A 20,758-nucleotide genomic window follows, 5' to 3' on the forward strand; every position below is an offset into this window, starting at 1 on the left:
GCGCGCCCCCGCCCTGCCCTAGCATGCGCTCCGATGGCTGCTGCTCCCTTCTTCTCGGTCGTCATGGCCACCCACCACCGCCCGGCGACGCTGGCGCGCGCGATCGCGTCGCTGCGCGCCCAGCGCTGCGCGGACTTCGAGATCCTGCTCGTCGCCGACGCGCTGGACGCCGAGACGGCCGCCGTCGTCGCCCGCGACCTGGGTCCGGCCGACACCTTCCTGAAGCGCACCGGCCCGAACGGCCCGGCAGAGAGCCGCAATCAGGGCCTGTCCCTGGCGCGCGGCGAATGGGTGGTCTTCCTGGACGACGACGACAGCTTCGAGCCCCACCACCTCGCGACGCTGAAGCCGCATTGCGAGCGCGCCGACGCCCAGGTGCTGTTCACCGACATCACCGTCGTCACCGAGGACCGCCAGCAGGCCGGCATCCCGGAATTGAGCCGGCAGGCCACGCCGCTGGCGGGCGCCGACGTCAACACGCTGTGGGTCAAGAACTTCATCCCCCTGCACTGCCTGGCCTACCGGCGCAGCCTGCTGCAGGGCCTCACCTTCGACGCCCATCTGGCGTCCCAGGAGGACTGGGACTGGCTGCTCGGCGTCTGCTCGCGCGCCCTGCCCCGCCATGTGCCGGGCGGCGGCGCCGTCATGCACAAGGACTATGTCAACCCCGGCGCTCGCCGTGGCCAGCAGGAGGCGTCCAACAACACCACCGTGGTGCTGGATTTCCTGCATGTCTACCGGCGCTGGCCGGCACCGTCGCCCGAGTTGAAGGCGGCGCGGGCAGGCTTGCTGCAGGGCGTGGGGTTGGCGCTGCCGGTGGAGTGGTTCTAGGGCACTTCGCCAACGAGGTCTGAAGAACCCACTGGGAAGCGCGCGCGACGGCTGCTGCGCGACACGCACCGGCCGGTCACGGACGTGGCCTACGAGACCGGCCGCACCGACGCGATGGTGCCTAGCGCGCGCTGTTGCGGAGCTTGCGATGCCGAGCCGCGCCGACACCCAACAGTGCACCGAGCGTCAATGCCAGCACCCCAGGCTCGGGCAATGCCGAGGCCCTCTCGAATGTCGCAAACGCCGTCACGAACCTCGTGTTGGAACGGTCGCCTGGAAACTCGCCCCGCAAGCCAGGCGATATCGAATCCGCCGCCGCGCCGACGTAGAACTGGAAGTCGTCCGCCGTATAGCCGGAAACGAGGTTGAAGTAGTTGAAGTCAGAGTCGGCTGTCGCCGCCAGCATATGGAAATGGCTGGCGTTCACCGCGGCCAACAAATCGGCGGCAGCAGCGTGCGCCTGAGCCGAACTGAAGGTGAGGACCGGCGAGCCCCCGGCGCCAAAGACATTGTTGAACGTGGTGTAGCCGGACGAGTCCTGCCAGAACGTCACGTCGTAGATCGCGCCCAGGATGGACACGTTGTCGAACCGGGTGCTGACCAGGGCCGCATGGGCGCCAGACGCCAGGAGCGCCGAAAAAAGAACAACGAGTCGAACGAATGCCTTGTGCATGGAAACCTCCCTCAAGAATTCTTGTGTCGCGATCTTATGGGGCGAATGACCCTGCCCCGATGACACCGGCATCGACCGCCGTCCTCAAGATTCAGGAAGACGCGCTTCGCACCGAAAGACCGCTGTCGTCAGTCGCCCCACTTGGCGATGTACTGCTTGTAGTTCTCGATCCAGCCGTTGGAGCCGAAGCCACCCTCGCTCTGGTGCGTGATGGCGATGGGCCAGGTGGCCAGGCGCAGGCCGGCGGCGCGGGCGCTGCGGCAAAAGTCCATGTCGTAGAAATGGAAGTCGAAGCGCTCGTCGAAGCCGACGTTCAGCGCGCGCAGCTGGTCGCGCTTGGCCAGCAGCAGCACGCCGTCCAGCAACTGGCATTCGGCCGGCACCGGGCCGAAGGCCGAAATCTGGCCGAAGGGGCCCTGCCCATGGGAGACGATGCCGCTCAGATTGGCGCGGTCGTCCCATTCGAACTTCGTCGTCGGGAAGGCCCAGGAGGGCTGCATGGGCGCGCGGCGCTTGTTGCCGGCCACGCCGACGACATCAAAGGCATGCAGGGCCGCCATCGAGTGCTCGTAGAAGAAATAGTCGTCCAGCCAGACGTCGTCATGGATGAAGGCCAGGGCCGGCGCGGCATCGGGCGCGGCGATGCGCTCGTTGTAGAGGGCCGGCAGGCCGCGGCGGTTCTCGAAATAGATGCGCGGCCGCAGGCGATCGTCGTGGGCCATGCGGCGCAGCGACAGGCCCAGGGCGGCCTTGCCCCAGAACTCCTCGGCGGTCAGGCGGGTGGCGCAGACGAGGTCGATCATTCAGTTGTCCATGATGCTTTGCGCCACCCAAGCATGAAACGCGGCTATTCGGGCCGAGCGCCGGGCCGCTCCCAAGCCGGCCCGTTGGGCGATGTGCTTGCGGCTCGATGCCGCAAGCATCGCCGTCCCCCAGGGGGACCGACCGGGCTTGCCCGCGTTCAGCGGGGCAAGACGGGGCGAGGGGCTCATGTTCATGTCAGCGCAGATAGAGGGCCAGGGTGTCGCAGGGCGGATGGCGCACCGGCGGCACGGGGGCCGTGCGACGCGGGTTGTTCAGCGCATAGGCCAGCTCGCGCGGGTGGTGCCAACGCTCGTAGAAGCGCCGCGCCAGCAGGGCCTGCTCGGCCAGCAGTTGCGGCGTCAGCGACTGCAGCACGCGGATGAGGCCGTCGGGCGTCTCCCACCACAGCGCTTCCTCGTAGATCAGCTCGCGCGTCGAATGGTGCTTGGACCAGGCGCTCTCGTTCTGCAGCACCGGCAGGCCGGCGCCTTGCGTCTCGACCAGGCCCTTGGCACCCTGGATGGGGAAGGACGAGATGCAGAGGTCGACGCGGCTGTCGCGCAGATAGGCCCACAGGCCGTGCACGGGCGGCTGGTACTGGAAGCGGACAGGGTCGATGCCGGCGGCCTGCAGCCGCGTGCGCAAGCCTTCCAGCACCGCATCAGGCAACTGGCCGATGTGCAGATGGCTGCCGGCCACCTCGGCGAGGCGGCGCTGGATGACGTCGAAATAGGCATACCGCCCCGGCGACATGAACTTGCCGACCGAGCCGTGGGAGCAGGTCAGCAGCTCGCCACCTGGCATGAACTCGTGGTTGGTGCGCACGCCCAGGTCGGGCGAAACCAGCGGCCAGTAGACCGGGTTGTGCACGCCCAGGTAGTGCTGGCACTTGTGATGCGAGAGGTTGGTGCAGTCCACATGCAGGGCATGGGGCAGGAAGACGCCCAGGGCCATGTCGTGGTCGGCATGGTGGAAATAGGCAATCTCGCGCGCCACGCCAGGCTGCACGGCGGCCACCGTGGCCGAGTCGTAGTGGTGGTTGAACAGCGTCAGCAGGCCGGGCTTGAGCGCCGCCAACTGCATCTGCAGCCATTGCAGCTTGTGCGGCAGCGGCATGGCCGGCGCGCCGATGACCTGCACCGGCATGGCCAGATCGCGGCCGAACTTGTCCAGCGGCAGCTGGCGGTCGTGCAGATTGGTCACCAGCACGATGTGGGTCATGTCGGGCCGGGCGCGGATGACGTCCTTCAGCGCCAGCGAATGGCCACCCATGCCGTCGTAAAGCTCGGTGGCCAGGTGGACGGCGATGTGGGCGTTGTAGTCGGTGGGCGGCTGCAGGTTCAGGCGCTGGGCGGCCATGGCGCCGGCGGCCAGGCAGAAGCGGTCCATCTCGGCCGAACCGAAGACCATGCCCTTGGCGCGCGGGTCGTTGACCATGGCGATGACGATATTGCTGACCTCCATCAGCATGGTTGGCCAATCGCCCTCGGCCTGCAGGCCTTCGAGGCGTTTCACCAGCTCCAGGAACGTGGGCGTCGTCATCGCGGCAGTCTAGTGGGCCCTACGCCCCTCATAAGCCAGGAATTGCCTGGCATCTCCGGTGCTCAAGCGCCCGGCCCTGGCTTCACAATGTTCGGATGACCGCCCCCACCCTGCTTCTGACGGCCGCCGGCACGGGCACGGCCTGGGCCTATGCGCTCACGCTGTCCCAGCAGTTCCCGCAAAGCCGCCTGATCACGGCCGACACCAACGCCACGGCCTGGTGCAGTTCGGCCCAGTTCGCGGCCCGCCATGTGGTGTGGCCGCTGTTCGAGGCCGGCGACGCCTATCTGGCCCAGCTGAATGCGCTGATCGCTGCCGAGGGCATCACCCACTACCTGCCCATCATCGATCCCGAGATCGATTTCGCCGCCCGCCACCGCGCCGACATCCGCGCCACGGTAGTCGCGCCCAGCCAGCGCTACACGGCCCTGGCCCTGGCCAAGGACCGCTATGCCGCGGCCCTGGCCGAGCTGGACGTGGACAGCCCGCGCACCCTGGACCGCGCCGCCGCCCAGGCCCGGCTGGCCGACGGTGCCGGCGTGTTCGCCAAGCGCCCCGGCAGCTTTGGCGGCCGTGGCACCTGGGCAGTCAAGAACCTGGTCGACGTGCCGGCTGACGCCTTTCTGCAGGAAGGCATGGCCGGCCCCGAGTTCACGGCCGACTGCTTTCCACTGGACGGCGGCGAGGTGTTTGTTTCGGTGCGCGAGCGCGTCGAGACCAAGAGCGGCGTCTGCACCAAGGCCCGCATCGCGCCGCATGCCGGCATGGAGGCCATCGCCCGCCGCCTCGTCGGTGGGCTGGGCATCGACTCCCCCTTCTGCTTCCAGGCGATGGCCGATGGCGAACGCCTGGCCGTGACCGACCTCAATCCCCGCCTGGGCGCCGGCACGCTGATGAGCGCGGCCAATGGCAGCGACTTCTTCGGTGCCCACCTGGCCCGCGTCTTCGGCCAGGCCGACTGGCGCGAACGCCTGCAGCGCCACCACGAGCGCTGCGCGGTGACGCGCCAGTACGTCGAGCTGCTGAGCGTCGAATGAAGCCGGTGCTCGCGGTCGACCTGGACGGCACGCTGGTGTCCTGCGCGCCGCGCCATTCGGCGCTGATGCGCCATGTCTGCCGTGGAGACAGCCTGGCCGAAGATTTCATCGATCGCTACTGGGCCGCCAAGCGCGAAGGTGCCTCGAACCTGGTCGCCCTGCGAGAGCTGGGCCACCCTGCACCCGCCGCCCGCGCCGCCGCCTGGGGGCGTGATATCGAACATTGGCCCTGGCTGGGCTTTGACCGCCTGCTGCCGGGCGTGGCCGAGGCCCTGGCCGCGCGACGCCACCGTGTCGTCGTGCTGACAGCCCGCCGCGAGCCGGTATTCGCCCGTCAGCAGTTGGACCGCCTGGGCCTGTCGCGCTGGGTGGACGACGTCATCGTCGTGCCGCCCACCGCTGCCGCCGAAGCCAAGGCCCGCCATCTGCAGGCCTTGCGCCCCATCGCCTTCATCGGCGACGCCGAGACCGATGCCGCGGCCGCTCAGGCTGCCGGCGTTGCATTTACCGCCCTTGAATGCGGCATGCGCTCGCCGGCCTTCTGGCAACGCCAGGGCCGCGCCTCCCTCCCCGACCTCAAAGCCGCCCTCGCGGCCCTGCCCTCATGACCCAAGCCGCCACCCTCGACGCCATCGCCCGCGACTCGATCTACGCCCTGGGCTGCAACGGCGCCATGATCCGCCACAGCTGGTCCATTGCCCGCCGCCATCTGCCGGCCGGCCGCCTGCTGGAGATGGGCCCGGCCGAGGGCGTGATGACCGAACTGATCGCTGCCGAACGGCCCGATCTGCATGTGCTGGAAGGCTCGGACGTCTACTGCCAAGGCCTGCGCGCCCGCTTTCCCCAGGCCCAGGTGCACCACGCGATGTTCGAGGACTTCCGCCCCGCCCAGCCCTATGACGCCATCGTGCTGGGCCATGTGCTGGAGCATGTGAGCGATCCGGTGGCCGTCATGCAGCTGGTGCATGGCTGGCTGGCGCCCGGCGGCAAGGTCTTCGCCGCCGTGCCCAATGCCCGCTCCCTGCACCGCCAGGCGGCCGTCATCATGGGCCTGCTGCCGCAGGAAGATGCCATGAGCGAGCTGGACCACCGCCACGGCCACCAGCGCGTCTTCAACCCCGAGTCCTTCCGTGCATGCTTCACGAAGGCCGGCTTGGGACTAGAGGTGTTCGGCGGCTACTGGATGAAGCCGGTCTCCAACGCCCAGATCGACCGCGACTGGACGCCGGCCATGCTGGACGCCTTCATGCACCTGGGCGAGCGCTACCCGGACATCGCGGCCGAGATCTACGTCATCGCCTCGGCGGGCTAGGCCAAACCACGCCTGGGCGAGAACAATCGCCGACGGCACCCGGTTTTCATTGCATCAAAAAGGCCTTGCAGGCGTCTAATTCATGGGCCTTTCCTGCAGGACCGCCCCCCATGCACATCGCCATCGCCCCTCTCGTGCGCATGCCCCAGCGCCCGCCGCTCGCGCCGCTGGAGTCGGCCACCGACCCGGCACTGCTGCGTGCGAAACCGCACGGATTGATGGTGGAGTACACCTCGCGCTGCAATCTGCGCTGCAAGTACTGCAGCAAGAGCAACCCGGGCGACGACCAGATCCCCGGCCGCGACATGGACATGGAGCCGGCCACCATCGAGCAGACCCTGGCCATGATCGCCCGCGAGCGCTTCTCCGAACTGCTGCTGGCCGGCACCGGCGAATCCACCTTCCACAAGGAATGGGTGCAGGACCTGCCGCGCCTGATTGCTGCCGGCAAGGCCGCCAACCCGGCCGCCTTCATCCACATCAACAGCAACTTCGCGCTGAAGTATGGCGATGCGGAGCTGGCCGTGCTGGCCCAGCTGGACGGCATCATGATCTCCATCGACACGGCCGACCGCGAGCTGACGCGCACCGTGCGCAGCAAGTCCGACCTGTCGCTGATCGTCTACAACATCCTGCGCCTGAAGACCTGGTGCACGACCCACAACGTGCGCATGCCGCGCCTGACGGTCAACGCCACCGTCTATGCCGAAGCCGCCCTGGGCGTCTACGACCTGGCCGTGATGCTGTCGGAGATGCCGATCTCGCATCTGTCGCTGTCCGACCTCTACGAGTTCGAAGCAGTCACGCTGAACAACATCAAGCCCATCGGTGCCGAAGACCGCGCGCTGTTCGCGCAGTCGGTGCAGGAGCTGCAGAAGGCCATCAACTTCGCGCAGACGAACAAGTCCTACACGCTGTCGGTGCAGCCGCATCTGATCGAGCGCATCAATGCGCTGGTGGCCAAGCTCAACGGCACGGCCGCCGATGGCTCGCCTGCCGCTGAGGCCGCCGAGGCCACGGGCCGCCGCACCAAGATGTGCACCCAGCCCTGGACGCGCTTCACCGTGGCGGCCAATGGTTCGCTCTATCCCTGCTGCGTGACCGACATGCCGCCGGTGGGCAACATCCACCACGAGGGCGAAGGCCTGGACGGCCCGGACATCATGGCCTTCCGCCAGAACCTGCTCGAAGGCCGCGTGCCGCCGGCCTGCCAGGCCTGCTCCAACGCTGCCGACTGCTCGACCAGCGAGCTGGAGCAGACGGTGCGCGCCATCCTGATTCCGGCGAGCTGACGCTCGCTACTTCAGCGAATCGACATAGGCCACGAGCTGCCCGATATCGGCGCAGCCTGCCACCTTCTCCAGGTCGATCTGCACGCCAAAGGCGGATTCGATCTCCAGCATCAAGAGGGTGTGGGACAGCGAATCCCAGCCTGGCACGTCGATGGCCGTCATCTGCGGCTCGATCTGGATGCTCGGGTCCATGAAGACATCGCGCATCAGCGCCTGCAGGCGTTCGGTGGTGGTGCTCATGGCTTGTTCTCGTTCAGGTATTTCTCGCGATTGCCCCAGCGCGACATCTTGCCGCTGGTGGTCTTGATCAGCCACTTGGGCGGCACGACCACGGCCTTGGCGATCAACAGACCCATGGCCTGCTGGATGCCGACCTTGATGTCGCGCGCTATTTGCGAGTAGTCCTCTTCGGGCCGCTCGGACTCGGCGATCACATGCACGCTCTCGCTGCCCATGGCCGCATTGGGCACGGCCAGGGCCACGACGCGGCCGGCCTTGACGCCCGCCACATCGCTGGCGACCTCTTCCACGTCATGGGCGTAGTAGTTCTTGCCGTTGACGATGATGAGGTCCTTCTTGCGACCGGTGATGTAGAGCAGGCCCTGGTGCATCGCACCCAGGTCGCCGCTGAGATAGTCCTCGCCCTTCAGCGCCGCGGCGGTCAATTCAGGCTCGCGGTAATAGCCCGAGAACATATAGGGCGTGCAGATGGCGATCTCGCCCACATGCCCATCCGGCAGAGCCTGGCCGTCGTCGCCCAGGATGCGCACGCGCGCGCCGTCCAGCGGCGGGCCGACGGGCATGACGCGCTCATCGAGAGGGTCGTCGCTCGGCGTCAGCAGCCCCTGCTGCAGGCCGGCGCGCGAGACGCGCAGCGGCTTCAGAACTTCGCCCGGCGAGGTTTGCGTGACGGCAAACACCGTCTCGGCCATCGCGTAGCAGATCTGCAATTGCCCGGCGTTCACACCATGGGCCGCGAAGCGCTTCTCGAAGGCCTCGAAGGCCTCGGGCTTGCAGGGCTCGGAGCAGTTGATGAACGCCTTGACCGAGGACAGGTCGATGGCCATGCCCGCCGGCTGCGGCGCCCGCGACAGGAAGTGAAAGGCGAAGTTGGGCAGCCAGCACAACGTGCCGCGATGCTCGGTGATGGCGGCCAGCAGCGACCACGGCGCAGCGACCCACTCGAACGGGTCGAGCAGCACCAGCGGCGTGCCGGTGACCAGGGGCGTCAGGAAGCTGGAAATCAGCCCCATGTCGTGATACAGCGGCAGCCAACTCACCACCACGTCGTTCGCGTCCAGGCGCAGCGACAGCGCGTAGCGGGCTATCTGGTCCAGGATGGCGCGGTGCGACAGGGCCACGCCCTTGTGGCCGCCAGTGGTGCCGGAGCTGTGCTGCAGCAGCGCGATGGCCTCGGTATCGGGCAGCGGCGGCGTGACCGCCGCGAAGTGCTGCTGCAGCAGCTCGGTCGACAGCACCTTGGCCCGCGACTCGTCGACCAGGGCAGCGACCTGGGCCGCGTTCCCGGGCGAGGTGACGAGCACGCCGCCCTCGATGCGTTGACATTGATGCACCAACGCATTCCAGTAGACCGCCGGATCCTGCTTGTCGCCCAGCGGTGCCACATAGGACGGGATATAGCCGCCCAGCATCGCGCCGATGAAGGAATGGATGAGGTCTTCGCCCAGGTTCAGCAGGATGAAGACATTGGCACCCGGCCGCACGCCCAGGGCCTGGTAGGCGCCACAGTAGTTGCGCGCCTGGGCCAGCAGCTCGGAGTAGGTGATGGCACGCTCTTCGCTGCCGCGCTTGCGGATGCGGGCGAAGACCTTGTCGGCATCCTGCTCTGCCCAGGCCTGCACGGCCTGCGGAATGGAATGGAAGGCTTGCATGCTCATTGAATCTCGAGGTCGGCAGGCAACGCAGCCAGCAACTGGGCGGCGGCCTCGGCGCGCTGGCCGTGCAAGGCCTGAACCAGGGCGATCGCGGCCAGGGCCCAGGGCTGCTGCGGCGCGCGCAGGCGGATGAGATTGCAGAGATTCAGCGCCGTTGCATCGTCCTGCCGCGCTATTGCAGCGACCGCTTCGCGCAGCCCCTCGGCCATGCTCGGCGCCTGCAGGGCCGAGGCATAACGGGCATAGCAGGCGGCGGCGTCCAGCGACAGATAGCCGCCATGCAGCGGATAGCGGTGCTCGGGCGTCAGCCAGCTGATGCCGAAATGGCGCAGCACAGAAGGGTGAACGGGCACTTCGGTACCGGCCAGCGAATGGTTGTAGCCCTGCCAGGCCGGCCAGCCAAAAGGCGGCTGGTTCAGCTTGGCCAGGACCTGGTTGCACAGCTCGATCATGACCACGTCCGTCGGATGATCGGGCGTGAAGAAGAGGCGCTGTGTCAGCGCATGCTGCTGCAGGAACCCGCCCATCCTGACGTCGGTGTTGGCGTCATAGCGCAACCACTTCTGCGCTTCCATGTCGCGCAGGCGGTTCAGGTCCAGCTTGGTCGAGAGGTCCAGGGCGGCATAGTCGGCCGCAGCCTGGGCAGGCGCCACGCCCTGGCGCAGCTGGCCGATCAGGTAGCGGTCGCCATAGGGGAAGCGCCAGCCCACCGGCTCGTTGGGCTTGTCGAAGCCATAGGGCCAGAGGAAGGAGCAGGTCAGCAGCGGGATGCAGACGCGTTGGGCGTCGATGGCCGGCTGGTCCAGGAAGGCGGGCGTGCCGAAGGCCTCCTGGTAGATCAGGGCCTCGCAGCGCGCCAGCTGGTCGTCGCTCGGCTGCTCCTGCAGCCAGGCCTTCAGGACGACGAATTCATGGCCCTTGAGGGCGGGATGCTGGCGCAGCAGCCGTCCCAGGGCTTCACCCTGGCAATTGGCGTAGATGCAGACGACGGGCTTCATGCACGCCGGATGACGGCCGCCACGCGCTCCACGTCTTCGGCCGTCAGATAGGGGGCCATCGGCAGGCTCAGCACCTCGTCCTGCATCTGCTCGGCGATGGGCAGGGGCGGCCAGCACTGGCCGGCATAGGCGGGCTGCAGATGGCAGGCCAGCGGGTAGTGCACCAGATGGCCGATGCTTTCGGCCGTCAGCGCCGCCTGCACGGCCGCGCGGCGCGGCGTGCGGATGACAAAGAGATGCCAGACCGGCTCGGCGCCGTCAGCCACTTCGGGCAGCACGACGTCGGCGCCCTTCAGCGCCTGCAGATAGGCGGCGGCCACGCGACGGCGGGCGGCGTTGTCCTCGTCCAGGGACGTCAGCTTGGCGCGCAGGACGGCGGCCTGCATCTCGTCCAGGCGCGAGTTCACGCCCTGCACCTCGTGGCGGTACTTCTGCGTCGAGCCGTAGTTGCGCAGCAGGCGCAGGCGCTCGGCCAGCGCATCGTCGTCGGTGGTGATGGCGCCGCCGTCGCCCAGGGCGCCGAGGTTCTTGCCGGGATAGAAGCTGAAACCCGCGGCATCGCCGAGCGAGCCGGCGCGCCGCCCCTGCCAGCGCGCGCCATGGGCCTGGGCGGCGTCCTCGATGACCTTGAGGCCGTTGCGGGCCGCGATGGCATCGATCTCGCCCATCTCGCAGGCCTGGCCGTAGAGATGGACGGGCATGACGGCCTTGGTCCGCGCCGTGATGGCGGCCTCGATGCGGCCCGGGTCCATGTTGTGCGTACCCGGGCGCGGCTCCACCGGCACCGGCGTCGCGCCGACGGCCGACACGGCCAGCCAGGTCGCGATGAAGGTGTTGGAGGGCACGATGACCTCGTCGCCTGCGCCGATGCCATAGCCGCGCAGGATCAGCACCAGCGCATCCAGGCCGTCGGCCACGGCGACGCAGTGTTTCGCCTCGCAATAGGCCGCGAACTCCTGCTCGAAGGCCTGGACCTCGGCGCCGAGGATGTACCAGCCCGAGTCCAGCACGCGGGTGATGCCGGCGCGGATGGCCTCGTCGTGGGCGCCGTTCAGGCGTTTCAGGTCGAGGAAAGGGATGCTCACCTGGCGCCCCAGCGATCGCGCATGAACTCCGCGTAGTCGCGGTGGTAGTCGCTCTCGTCGTACTTGGTCGACGCCAGCACCATGCAGACCGAGGCCGACGAGAAGTTGTCGAGCTCGCGCCAGATCATGGGACAGATGTAGAGGCCCTGGTAGCTGCGGTTCAGGTGGACGCGCTTCTTGTCCTTGCCGTCGTCCAGCACCACGTCGAAGCTGCCCGACATGGCGATGATGAACTGGTGCAGGTTCTTGTGGGCATGGCCGCCGCGCTCGCTGCCGCCGGGCACGTCGTAGAGGTAGTAGACGCGCTGGATGTCGAAGGGCACGTGCACCCCGCCTTCGATGAAGGTCAGGTTGCCGCGCGGGTCATGGATCTTGGGCAGGTCGAAGATCTGGCAGCGGTCGATGGACATGTCTGGAGGGTCAGTGTTCTGCTGGGGTTAGCGCAGCGGTGCGGCGACACCGCGGCCCATGGACCAGATCAGCGCAACGATCTGCTGCGCGTCGAACATCGCGTTCACATGGGCGACTCGCATCGAATAGTAGTCGCCCTCGGCGGCCATCACGTCGAACAAGGAGCGGCGGCCGAGCTGCTGCCATTGCTGCAGCGTCGAGGCCCGCACGCGGTCGCTGTTGCGCAGGATCTCGACGATGCGCCGGGCGCGGTCCAGCGTGGAGCTGCCGACCTCGTTCATCTCCAGCAGGCGGTAGCGCTTGGCCTCGATGGCCTCGTCGCGCTGCAGGACGGTGGCGCGGTAGCGGTGCACGGCGGCACTGGCCTGGGCCTGGGCGCCGGGCTGCAGGATGGGGATGGTGACGGACACGCCGGCGCCGACGTCGTTGGAGCGCGATTCGCCGGGGCCGCCGCGGAACATGGCGCTGGCGCTGCCGGTCAGGTTGACGCTGGGCTTCTGGCCGGCGATGACGGATTCGGCAAAGCTGCGCTGCGAACGCGCCTGGGCTTCGGCCTGGGCGACATCGGCGCCGAGCAGGATGTCGCTCTGCATCTGCTCCAGGTCGGGCAGGACGGACAGCTGGGCCGTCATGCCGATGCTGGGCGGCAGGGGTTCGCCCACCATGCGCTTCATGCGCACCTCGGTCTGGCGCAGGGCCGACATGGTCTGCTCCAGCGACAAGTCGGCCTGCTGCAGGCTCTTCTGGGCCTGCACCAGCTCGCTGGCGCGGCCGCGGTCGGCCTTGGTGATGATCTCCAGCGCATCGACCAGGCAGGCCATCTTGCGCACGTATTGGGTGTAGACCTGGCCCTGCAGCACATAGCGGCTGCGGTCCAGGGCCAGCGTGACGACGCTCAGCGACAGCTGCTCCTCGGCGCTGCGCTGGCCTTGGGATGCGACCTCTGCCAGTTCCTTGCGCCACTCGGTCAGCTTGGCGATGCGGCCGAAGTCCCACAGCGGCATGCCGGCGGACAGCGTCGCACCCGCCTGGCCGCCGCGGCCGACGGTCGTGCCGCCGACGGTCTGATGCACGGCGTTGGTGCTGATGGTCAGGTTGGCCGTCGGCATGGCCAGGGCGCGCGTCTCTTCCAGATCGAAACGGGCCGCCTCGGTCAGGAGGCGCACGGCGCCCAGGGCCTTGCTGCGCGACAGGGTCTTGTCGATCAGCGACTGCAGCGCGGCGCGCGGGTCGCCGTTCTGGGTTTCCAGGGCGCTCATGTCCCGGCCCAGACGGGACAGGCCGGCATCGTCCTCGTTGCAGCGGCCACTGCCTTGAGCGGGCGCCTCGACAACGGGTGCGGGCGCCGGCGCGGCCTTCTTGGGCGGGCGCGTCTGCGCCAGCGCGAGGGAGCCCGGGATGGCCAGAGCCGCGGCAAAGCAGAGGGCGATGAGGGGACGGAAGGGGTACAGCATGGCCCCTCCACTAGACCATTGCGACCCCCATCCCAAAGCCCGGAAAAGCGGGCCGGTGGAGGTGCTGTTACCGCTCGCGGAGGGCTTCCTGTGACTTCATCATCGGCCGCAGCAGATAGCTCAGCACCGAGCGCTCGCCGGTCTTGATCTCGACGGTGGAGGTCATGCCCGGGATGACCGGCAGCTTCTCACCCTTGTACTTGAGGTTGTTGCGCTCTGAGGTCACGATGACGCGGTAGTGGCCCTCGCCCTTGCCATCGCCCTCGGTGACGGCGTCCGGGCTGATGTAGGTGACCTTGCCTTCCAGGCCGCCATAGGTGTTGAAGTCATAGCCGGCCAGCTTGACCTCGGCCGTCTGGCCCAGCCGGATGAAGCCGATGTCCTTGGGCTTGATCTTGGCCGCCACCAGCACCTGGGGCCCGATGGGTGCGATCTCGAGGATGGGCGCGCCGCTGGCGACGACGCCGCCGATGGTGCCGGCCTTGATGCTCTTGACGACGCCATGCACGGGCGACTTCAGCACCGTGCGCGTCAACGCGTCCTGGCGCACCACCATCTGCTCGTCCATCTGGGCCATCTCGCTCTGCACGCGCACCAGCTCCTGGCTGGCCTCCTGGCGGTAGCGCGAGATGCGCTCGGTGCGCTGCTGCTGGATCTCGTTGACCTGGCGGTTCAGGCGCATCACTTCCACATCGCTCATCAGGCCGCTCCTGGACATGTCCTGGGCCAGCTTGAGCTCCTTGGAGATCAGCCCGAGGCTGCGGTTGATGGCGGCGACGGACTCGTCCAGCAGATGCTTGCGGGCCTCGAAGGATTCCTGCTCGGCCAGGGCATAGCGGGCCTTGGGGTCGACGCCGGCGGGCCAGCGGATGGCGGCGCGGCCATTGGCCTCGGCATCCATGCGCGCCGCGCCGGCCTTCAGGGCCAGCAGCTTGGCCTGGCCTTCGTTCTGCTGGGCCTCGACGCGGGTCGGGTCCAGGAAGGCCAGCTCCTCGCCGGCCTGCACTTCCTGGCCTTCGCGCACCTTGAGCTCGCGCAGGATGCCGGCGTCCAGGCTCGCGATGACCTGCTCGCGGCCGTCCGGCACGATGCGGCCGTCGCTGCGGGTGATCTCGTCCACCTTGGCCAGGGCCGACCAGGCGATGGCCACCGTGACGACGGCGCACAGCAGGTACAGCGCCCAGGTTGCGCGCGGCAGCGGCTCGTCGATGTGCGCGGCGTGCAGGGCGCTGACGAAGGCGCCCTCTTCCTTGGTCAGAGCACTCATACGGAGGCGCTGCGCTGCACGGGCTGGGCCGACGGATGCATGTGCACGCCCTCACCCGCCTGGGCGCCGGGCGCGGCCGGGCGCACGCCGGACAGGGCTGCCAGCACCTGGTCGCGCGGGCCGTCCATGACGATGCGGCCGCCGTCGACGACGACGATGCGCTGCACCAATTCCAGCACGGCCGGGCGGTGGGTCACGACGACCAGGGTGGCCGAGCCGGCCGCGTCGCGCAGCTGGCGCAGGAAGGCCATCTCGCTCTGGGCGTCCATGGAGCTGGTGGGTTCGTCCATCAGCAGGATCTGGGGCTTGGTGACCAGGGCGCGGGCCAGGGCCACGAGCTGGCGCTGGCCGCCGGACAGCAGCTGGCCCATTTCGCCCACCGGCAGGTCCCAGCCCATGGGATGGCCGGCGACGACACGGTCCAGGCCGGTCAGCTTGGCCACCTCGACGAGGCGGCTGGCGTCCAGGTGGGCGCGGCCCATCATGACGTTGTCGCGCAGCGTGCCGACGAAGAGGCGCGGCTCCTGGCTGACGAAGCCGACGCGGGCACGGTACTCGGCCGGGTCGACCTGGCGCAGGTCGATGCCGTCGACCTCGACCATGCCCTCGGTGGGCTGGTAGAGGCCGCCCAGCATGCGCAGGATGGTGGACTTGCCGCTGCCGATGCGGCCCAGGATGGCGACGCGCTCGCCGGCCTCCAGGCGCATGGTGACGTTGCGCAGCACCTTGGGCTGCGCCGCCTCGCTGGCCGGCTGGTGGCCGGGCTGGGGCTGGGGTGGGTAGCTGAAGCCGACGTCGTGCAGGCCGACCTTGCCCGTGACCTGGGACAGCGGCACATAGTTGCGGCTGCTGTCGCGCTCGACCGGCGAATTCATCATCTGGTTCAGCGCCTGCATGGCGGCGCGGGCGCCCTGGTAGCGCGTGGCCAGGCTGACCAGGCTGCCCAGCGGCGCGATGGCGCGGCTGGCGAACATGACCGAGCCGATCAGCGCGCCGGCGGTGATCTGGCCGTCATGGATCAGGTAGACGCCCCAGACCAGCAGGATGAGATTGACGGCCTGCTGCAGCGTGCTGGACAAATTCATGCTCCAGCTCGACAGCGCACGCGACGTCAGGGCCGTGTCGGCGACGACGGCGGTCGTGCGCTCGTAGCGGCGCAGGAAGCGGCCCTCGGCGCCCGAGGTCTTCAGGTCTTCCAGGCCCTCGAGGGACTCGACGAGGGTGCCGTGCAGGTCGGCGGTCTCCTGCATATTGGTGCTCATGGCCCGGCGCAGCGCGCCCTGGATGGCCCAGGACAGGCCGATGATGACCGGCACGGCGAGCACCAGCACCCAGCCCAGCGGCCCGCCGATGACGAAGGTCATGCCGATGAAGATGACCAGGAAGGGCAGGTCCGACAGGGCCGACAGCGTGGCGCCGGTGAAGAACTCGCGCACCATCTCCACCTGGGCCAGGTGGGCCGCATAGGCACCTGCCGAGGCCGGCTTGTGCTCCATGCGCACGCCCAGGGTCTGGCGGTAGAGCTTGGCGCCGATGACGAGGTCGGCCTTGCGGCCGGCCAGGTCGATGAGGTGGGAGCGCAGCTGGCGGGCGAACAGGTCGAAGACCAGGGCCACGGCGGCGCCGATGGCCAGGGTCCACAGCGTGACCATGGCCTGGTGGGGGATGACCTTGTCGTAGATGACGGACGTCACCAGGCCCGACACCAGCATCAGCACATTGGACAGCAGGGCCGCCAGCATGGAGGCGCGGTAATAGGGCGTGAAGCGCTTCAGCGTGCCCCACAGCCAGTGCGATTCCAGGCCCTTGTCGGCAAGCTTGAGCAGCGGCGACTCGGCACGCTGGCCCTGGGCGGCTTCCTGGCGCGACACGGCCAGCATGAAGCCGCTGTACTCGGGTTCCAGCTCGGCCGTCGTGGCCGGCACGGCGGCCGCCTCGGGGCCGGGGAAGACCACTTCATAGCGGCAGCTGCCGGCAGCCACGGCGGCCGGATCGTCCAGGCGGCGCACCAGCACGCAGGCGTCGCCGCCGTTGAGCAGCAGCACGGCCGGCAGCAGCAGCTCGTGGATGTCGTCGATCTTCTTGCGCAGCAGGCCGGCGTTGTAGCCCGCCTCGCGCATGACGCGGATGGCGCTGTCGGGGGCCAACGGGCCCTCGACGGGCGCGCCGGCGCGCAGGGATTCGGGCGAGCGCGGCCGGCCGTGGTGGCGGGTCAGCCAGGACAGGGCCTGCAGCAGCGGGTCGCCGGCGGGCTGGCTGGCCAGGCCCTCCAGCGGATCCGGCGGCGGTGGCGGCTCGCCATTGGCGGCCAGGCGCAGGCCCGGCGCCTGGGGCTGGCCGTCGAAGAAGGGGTCGTGCTGGCGGGCCATTTAGGCTTTCTGCCTCGCGTCGAGCGCCAACCGCTCGAATTCACGCTCTATATCGCGCACGATGGCCGGGATGTCAAACAGCGGCGAGCTGTGGCCATGTTCGGCCAGGTAACGCTTGTAAGACGCCGCACGGGCCGGCTGGTTGCCGATCTGCACCGCGCGCTGCTCGTAGTCCTCGATCGTCGTCGTGATCAGGTCGGGCAGGCCGACGGCCGTCAGCAGGCTGCCGGCCATGCGCGAGATATAGGTCTTGCCGGAGCGCGTCAGGATGGGCGTGCCCATCCACAGGCAGTCGCTGGCCGTCGTGCCGGCGTTGTAGGGGAACGTGTCCAGGAAGAGGTCGGCCAGCGTGAAGCGGGCCAGGTAGTCGGCCGGCTGGGCGCGGCCGGCAAAGACCAGGCGCTCGGGGGCGATGCCCTCCTCGGCCGCGACGCGCCGCAGATTGGCCTGGGCGAAGGGGTTGTCCGCCAGCAGCCACAGCACGCTGCCTTGCACCTGGCGCAGCACGCGCATCCAGCAGCGCCAGACCGGCTCGCTCATCTTGTGGTTGTTGTTGAAGGCGCAGAAGACGAAACCGTCCTCGGGCAGCCCCATCTCGGCGCGGCTGGGCGCCGGGTTGGCGCCGCGGGTGCGGTCGCTGACCTGGTAGCAATGCGGCAGGTAGATGGGCTTTTCGGTGTGATACGGCAGGGATTCCGGCGGCATCACGAAGCGGTCGGCCAGGATCCAGTCCACGCCGGGAATGGCCGAGGTGGCGGGCAGGCCCAGATAGCTGACCTGGATGGGGGCCCCCCGGTAAGGCAGGATGCCGGCGCGGGCGCCGCTGGTCAGGCCCTGCAGGTCGACGAGGACGTCGATGCCGGCCTCGGCAATCATCTCGGCGGCACGGCGGTCGGACACGCCATGCAGGGGATGGTAGTGATCCATGGCGCCCTTGATGCGGGCGCGCAGCGGCGTGCCATCCTCGCGGCTCCAGCTGAAGGCGTGGATCTCGAACTTGCTCTTGTCGTGCAGTTCGTAGAGCTCGGCCGTCAGCAGGCCGACGGCATGCATGTGCAGGTCGCCGCTCAGATAGCCGATCCTGATCTTGCCTTCGCGCCGGCGGCCCTTGTGCAGCGGCGGCTCGCTGACCTTGGGGATCTTTTCCAGCACGAAGCGCTGGGCCGTCAGCAGCTGCAGGGCCGGGTCGTCGCTTTCATCCAGCATGCCGAGCAGCGAGGTGCTCATCAGCAGGTGGTTGTGCGTGACCTCGCCGACGGTCTGGTAGACCGGCCAGGCGCACTGCTTCTGGCGGATGTGCACGTAATGCTGGGCGACGTCGCTCTGGCGCGGGTCCAGCACCAGCGAGCGGCGCATCAGCGCCTCGGACTCGTCATAGCGCTTTTCCTGCTCCAGCAGGCGGGCGGCGTTGTTGAAGGCGTGCAGGCGCAGGCTCAACGGGTCGGTACCCAGGGCCTCGGGGGCCTCGTCGTCGTAGACGGTGCGCCACTCGGCCAGCGCGTCTTCCACGCGGCCCTGGTGCTCGAGCTGGTGGCCGAGATTGAGCCGCGCCTGGGCGAAGCTCGGTGCCTGGGCCAGGGCCATGCGGTAGACGGCCTCGGCGTCGGCGTGGCGGCGCAGCTCGCCCAGGATGGCGCCCCAGTTGAAGCAGGCCACATGGCGCAGCGGCGACGGCGTGGCGCCGACCCATGTCTGGTAGAGCAGCGCCGCGGCGTCATTGGCGCCGGCGGCCTGCAGGCGCGACGCGGACTCCATGACCTGGGGCAAAGGCCACTGGCCGCCGCGGGCAAGCTCCAGCCATTGCTCGACGAGGGCAATTCCTTGGGGCTGGGCAGCAGTGGGCGGCGACATGTCCATGCGGAGGGCGGCGTGATCGGATGTTCCGCCGATTTTCAAGCCGCGCCGCCTTGGCTGGGCGGGGGAATAGGCCGCGGATTGCGCAGCATTTCCCACCTGGGCGGGGTCAAACTGGGGATTTGGTGTGCTGCTGCCAAGTTTGCGGGCCGAGCGCCGGGCCGCTCCCTAGCCGGCCCGCCTTGGGCGATGTGCTTGCGGCTCGATGCTGCAAGCATCGCCGTCCCCTAGGGGGACCGGCCAAGGTACTCCTTGGACGAGGGGCTTCAGGCTCAGCCGCCCAAATAGTCGCTCTTGCCCAGCGTCACGCCGGCATGGCGCAGCAGCGCGTAAGTCGTTGTCGCGTGGAAATAAAAGTTCGGCAGCGCGAAATGGTGCAGATAGGTCAGGCCGTCGAACTTCAGCGGGTCGCCGCTGCGGCGCGGGATGGTGATTTCGCGGCCTTCGCTGCCTTCGAAGGCCTCGGCCGGCACCGACAGCACGAAGTCACGGGTCTTGCGGATGCGCTCGGCCAGTTCGTCCAGCGTCGCTTCGTTGTCTTCGTACTTGGGCATCTCCTGGCCGGCCAGCCGGGCCACGCAGCCCTTGGCGGCATCGCTGGCGATCTGGATCTGGCGGGCGAAGGGCAGCATGTCGGGGGCCAGGCGCAGCGTCAGGTAGACGTCGGTCGAAAACTTCCTGGCCTCGGCATGGGCCTTGGCGGCTTCCAGCCAGTTCAGCATGTTGGAAAGCATCTTGGCGAAGGCGGGCGCGCTGGCGCCATGCATGGAAATCGTCTTCATGGGTTTGTCTCCATTGAGGGAAAGCGATCGTAGCCAGCATGCCCGGAGGCTGCAGCGGCCAAGGGCACAATGCCCCAAAACACGCTGCCCCGCGCCCGCAGCCCGTCCGCTGCGCCGGCCCCGACCATGAATGTGATCATCCTCGACGACTACCAGGATGCCGTGCGCAAGCTGCGTTGCGCGGCCAAGCTGGAGCCGCTGAATGCCAAGGTCTTCACCAACACCGTCAAGGGCATAGGCCAGCTGTCCGTGCGGCTGCGCGACGCCGAGGTGCTGGTGCTGGTCCGCGAGCGCACCACCTTCCCGCGCCAGCTGCTGGAAAAGCTGCCCAAGCTCAAGCTGATCTCCCAGACCGGGCGCGTCGGCAGCCACATCGACATCGAAGCCTGCACGCGCTTGGGGATAGCCGTGGCCGAGGGCGTCGGCAACCCGGTGGCGCCGGCCGAGCTGACCTGGGCCCTGATCATGGCCTCCATGCGCCGCCTGCCGCAGTACATCGGCAACCTGAAGCACGGCGCCTGGCAACAGGCCGGGCTGAAGGCGGCGTCCATGCCGGCCAATTTCGGCGTCGGCATGGTGCTGCGCGGCAAATGCCTGGGCATCTGGGGCTACGGCAAGATCGGCCAGCTCGTGGCCGGCTATGGGCGCGCCTTCGGCATGAAGGTCATGGTCTGGGGCAGCGAGGCCTCGCGCCTGCGGGCCGAGGCCGACGGCTACCAGGCTGCGCCCAGCCGCGAGGCCTTCTTCGCCGAGGCCGACGTGCTGTCCGTGCATCTGCGCCTGTGCGACGCCACCCGCGGCATCGTCACGTCCGAGGACCTGGCCCAGATGAAGCCGACGGCCCTGTTCGTCAACACCTCGCGGGCCGAGCTGGTCGTCGAGGGTGGCCTGGTGTCGGCCCTGAACCGCGGCCGGCCTGGCATGGCGGCCATCGACGTGTTCGAGAGCGAGCCCATCCTGCAGGGCCATCCGCTGCTGCGGCTGGAGAACGCCGTCTGCACGCCGCATATCGGCTATGTCGAGCAGGACAGCTACGAGCTCTATTTCGACGCCGCCTTCGACAATGTGCTGAACTTCATCAACGCCCAGCCGTCGAACATCGTCAACCCTGAAGCCCTCAAGGTTCACCGTTGAAGCCCCTCGTCCAAGGCA

General features: G+C 68.5%; 19 protein-coding genes. 6 read left to right on the forward strand and 13 right to left on the reverse strand.

Annotation, left to right across the window (positions count from 1 at the left end; genetic code table 11):
* Window positions 1–33: 33 nt before the first annotated feature.
* A complete protein-coding gene (locus tag AC07OY_RS22165; RefSeq protein ID WP_495044743.1) occupies window positions 34–831 on the forward strand; it encodes a glycosyltransferase family 2 protein in 798 nt (265 codons plus the stop codon).
* 121 nt (window positions 832–952) lie between these two features.
* Here AC07OY_RS22165 and AC07OY_RS22170 read toward each other — a convergent pair whose 3' ends face one another.
* From AC07OY_RS22170 to AC07OY_RS22180, 3 genes are all read right to left on the reverse strand, one after another.
* The gene (locus AC07OY_RS22170; protein ID WP_495044744.1) at window positions 953–1,504 is read right to left on the reverse strand and encodes a hypothetical protein; all 552 of its coding nucleotides are present in this window, start codon (window positions 1,502–1,504) and stop codon (window positions 953–955) included.
* 128 nt (window positions 1,505–1,632) lie between these two features.
* A complete protein-coding gene (locus tag AC07OY_RS22175) occupies window positions 1,633–2,307 on the reverse strand; it encodes a hypothetical protein (RefSeq protein ID WP_495044745.1) in 675 nt (224 codons plus the stop codon).
* Between the two features lie 196 nt (window positions 2,308–2,503).
* Window positions 2,504–3,850: a hypothetical protein gene (locus AC07OY_RS22180; protein WP_495044746.1), complete on the reverse strand. Its 1,347-nt coding sequence runs from the start codon at window positions 3,848–3,850 to the stop codon at window positions 2,504–2,506.
* A 95-nt stretch (window positions 3,851–3,945) separates the two neighbouring features.
* On the opposite strand from AC07OY_RS22180, the gene AC07OY_RS22185 reads away from it, so the two are divergent.
* From AC07OY_RS22185 to AC07OY_RS22200, 4 genes are all read left to right on the forward strand, one after another.
* Window positions 3,946–4,887, forward strand: coding sequence for an ATP-grasp domain-containing protein (locus tag AC07OY_RS22185; RefSeq protein ID WP_495044747.1), 942 nt, complete (start codon window positions 3,946–3,948; stop codon window positions 4,885–4,887).
* Complete coding sequence (locus tag AC07OY_RS22190) at window positions 4,884–5,495, forward strand: HAD family hydrolase (protein WP_495044748.1); 612 nt, start codon at window positions 4,884–4,886, stop codon at window positions 5,493–5,495. Before AC07OY_RS22185 ends, AC07OY_RS22190 begins: the two co-directional genes overlap by 4 nt.
* A complete protein-coding gene (locus tag AC07OY_RS22195; RefSeq protein ID WP_495044749.1) occupies window positions 5,492–6,199 on the forward strand; it encodes a class I SAM-dependent methyltransferase in 708 nt (235 codons plus the stop codon). Before AC07OY_RS22190 ends, AC07OY_RS22195 begins: the two co-directional genes overlap by 4 nt.
* Window positions 6,200–6,309: 110 nt before the next feature.
* Complete coding sequence (locus AC07OY_RS22200; protein ID WP_495044750.1) at window positions 6,310–7,491, forward strand: radical SAM protein; 1,182 nt, start codon at window positions 6,310–6,312, stop codon at window positions 7,489–7,491.
* Between the two features lie 6 nt (window positions 7,492–7,497).
* Here the strand turns inward: AC07OY_RS22200 and AC07OY_RS22205 are convergent, their stop codons facing one another.
* The 10 genes from AC07OY_RS22205 to AC07OY_RS22250 all read right to left on the reverse strand — a co-directional run bounded on the left by AC07OY_RS22205 (window position 7,498) and on the right by AC07OY_RS22250 (window position 19,606).
* A complete protein-coding gene (locus tag AC07OY_RS22205) occupies window positions 7,498–7,731 on the reverse strand; it encodes an acyl carrier protein (RefSeq protein ID WP_495044751.1) in 234 nt (77 codons plus the stop codon).
* Window positions 7,728–9,389, reverse strand: a complete 1,662-nt coding sequence (locus AC07OY_RS22210; RefSeq protein WP_495044752.1) for an AMP-binding protein — start codon at window positions 9,387–9,389, stop codon at window positions 7,728–7,730. The genes AC07OY_RS22205 and AC07OY_RS22210 overlap by 4 nt, the downstream gene beginning before the upstream one ends.
* The gene (locus tag AC07OY_RS22215; RefSeq protein WP_495044753.1) at window positions 9,386–10,384 is read right to left on the reverse strand and encodes a WcbI family polysaccharide biosynthesis putative acetyltransferase; all 999 of its coding nucleotides are present in this window, start codon (window positions 10,382–10,384) and stop codon (window positions 9,386–9,388) included. The genes AC07OY_RS22210 and AC07OY_RS22215 overlap by 4 nt, the downstream gene beginning before the upstream one ends.
* Complete coding sequence (locus AC07OY_RS22220) at window positions 10,381–11,469, reverse strand: DegT/DnrJ/EryC1/StrS family aminotransferase (protein ID WP_495044754.1); 1,089 nt, start codon at window positions 11,467–11,469, stop codon at window positions 10,381–10,383. The genes AC07OY_RS22215 and AC07OY_RS22220 overlap by 4 nt, the downstream gene beginning before the upstream one ends.
* Entirely contained in the window at window positions 11,466–11,879 is a 414-nt protein-coding gene (locus tag AC07OY_RS22225) for a sugar 3,4-ketoisomerase (protein WP_495044755.1), read from the reverse strand. Before AC07OY_RS22225 ends, AC07OY_RS22220 begins: the two co-directional genes overlap by 4 nt.
* A gap of 27 nt (window positions 11,880–11,906) precedes the next feature.
* Window positions 11,907–13,334 (reverse strand): TolC family protein, encoded by a 1,428-nt coding sequence (locus tag AC07OY_RS22230; protein ID WP_495044756.1) that lies wholly within the window; start codon window positions 13,332–13,334, stop codon window positions 11,907–11,909.
* Between the two features lie 67 nt (window positions 13,335–13,401).
* Window positions 13,402–14,601: an HlyD family type I secretion periplasmic adaptor subunit gene (locus tag AC07OY_RS22235; protein WP_495044757.1), complete on the reverse strand. Its 1,200-nt coding sequence runs from the start codon at window positions 14,599–14,601 to the stop codon at window positions 13,402–13,404.
* Window positions 14,598–16,970, reverse strand: coding sequence for a type I secretion system permease/ATPase (locus AC07OY_RS22240; protein WP_495044758.1), 2,373 nt, complete (start codon window positions 16,968–16,970; stop codon window positions 14,598–14,600). Before AC07OY_RS22240 ends, AC07OY_RS22235 begins: the two co-directional genes overlap by 4 nt.
* On the reverse strand, window positions 16,971–18,827 hold the full coding sequence (locus tag AC07OY_RS22245) for an O-linked N-acetylglucosamine transferase, SPINDLY family protein (protein WP_495044759.1): 1,857 nt from the start codon (window positions 18,825–18,827) through the stop codon (window positions 16,971–16,973).
* Between the two features lie 269 nt (window positions 18,828–19,096).
* The gene (locus AC07OY_RS22250) at window positions 19,097–19,606 is read right to left on the reverse strand and encodes a DUF1993 domain-containing protein (protein ID WP_495044760.1); all 510 of its coding nucleotides are present in this window, start codon (window positions 19,604–19,606) and stop codon (window positions 19,097–19,099) included.
* Between the two features lie 126 nt (window positions 19,607–19,732).
* Between AC07OY_RS22250 and AC07OY_RS22255 the strand changes: the two genes are divergently transcribed.
* On the forward strand, window positions 19,733–20,740 hold the full coding sequence (locus AC07OY_RS22255; protein ID WP_495044761.1) for a D-2-hydroxyacid dehydrogenase family protein: 1,008 nt from the start codon (window positions 19,733–19,735) through the stop codon (window positions 20,738–20,740).
* The last annotated feature ends 18 nt before the right edge of the window (window positions 20,741–20,758 follow it).

The sequence above is a fragment of the Roseateles sp. GW821-FHT09H10 genome (genome assembly GCF_059415865.1).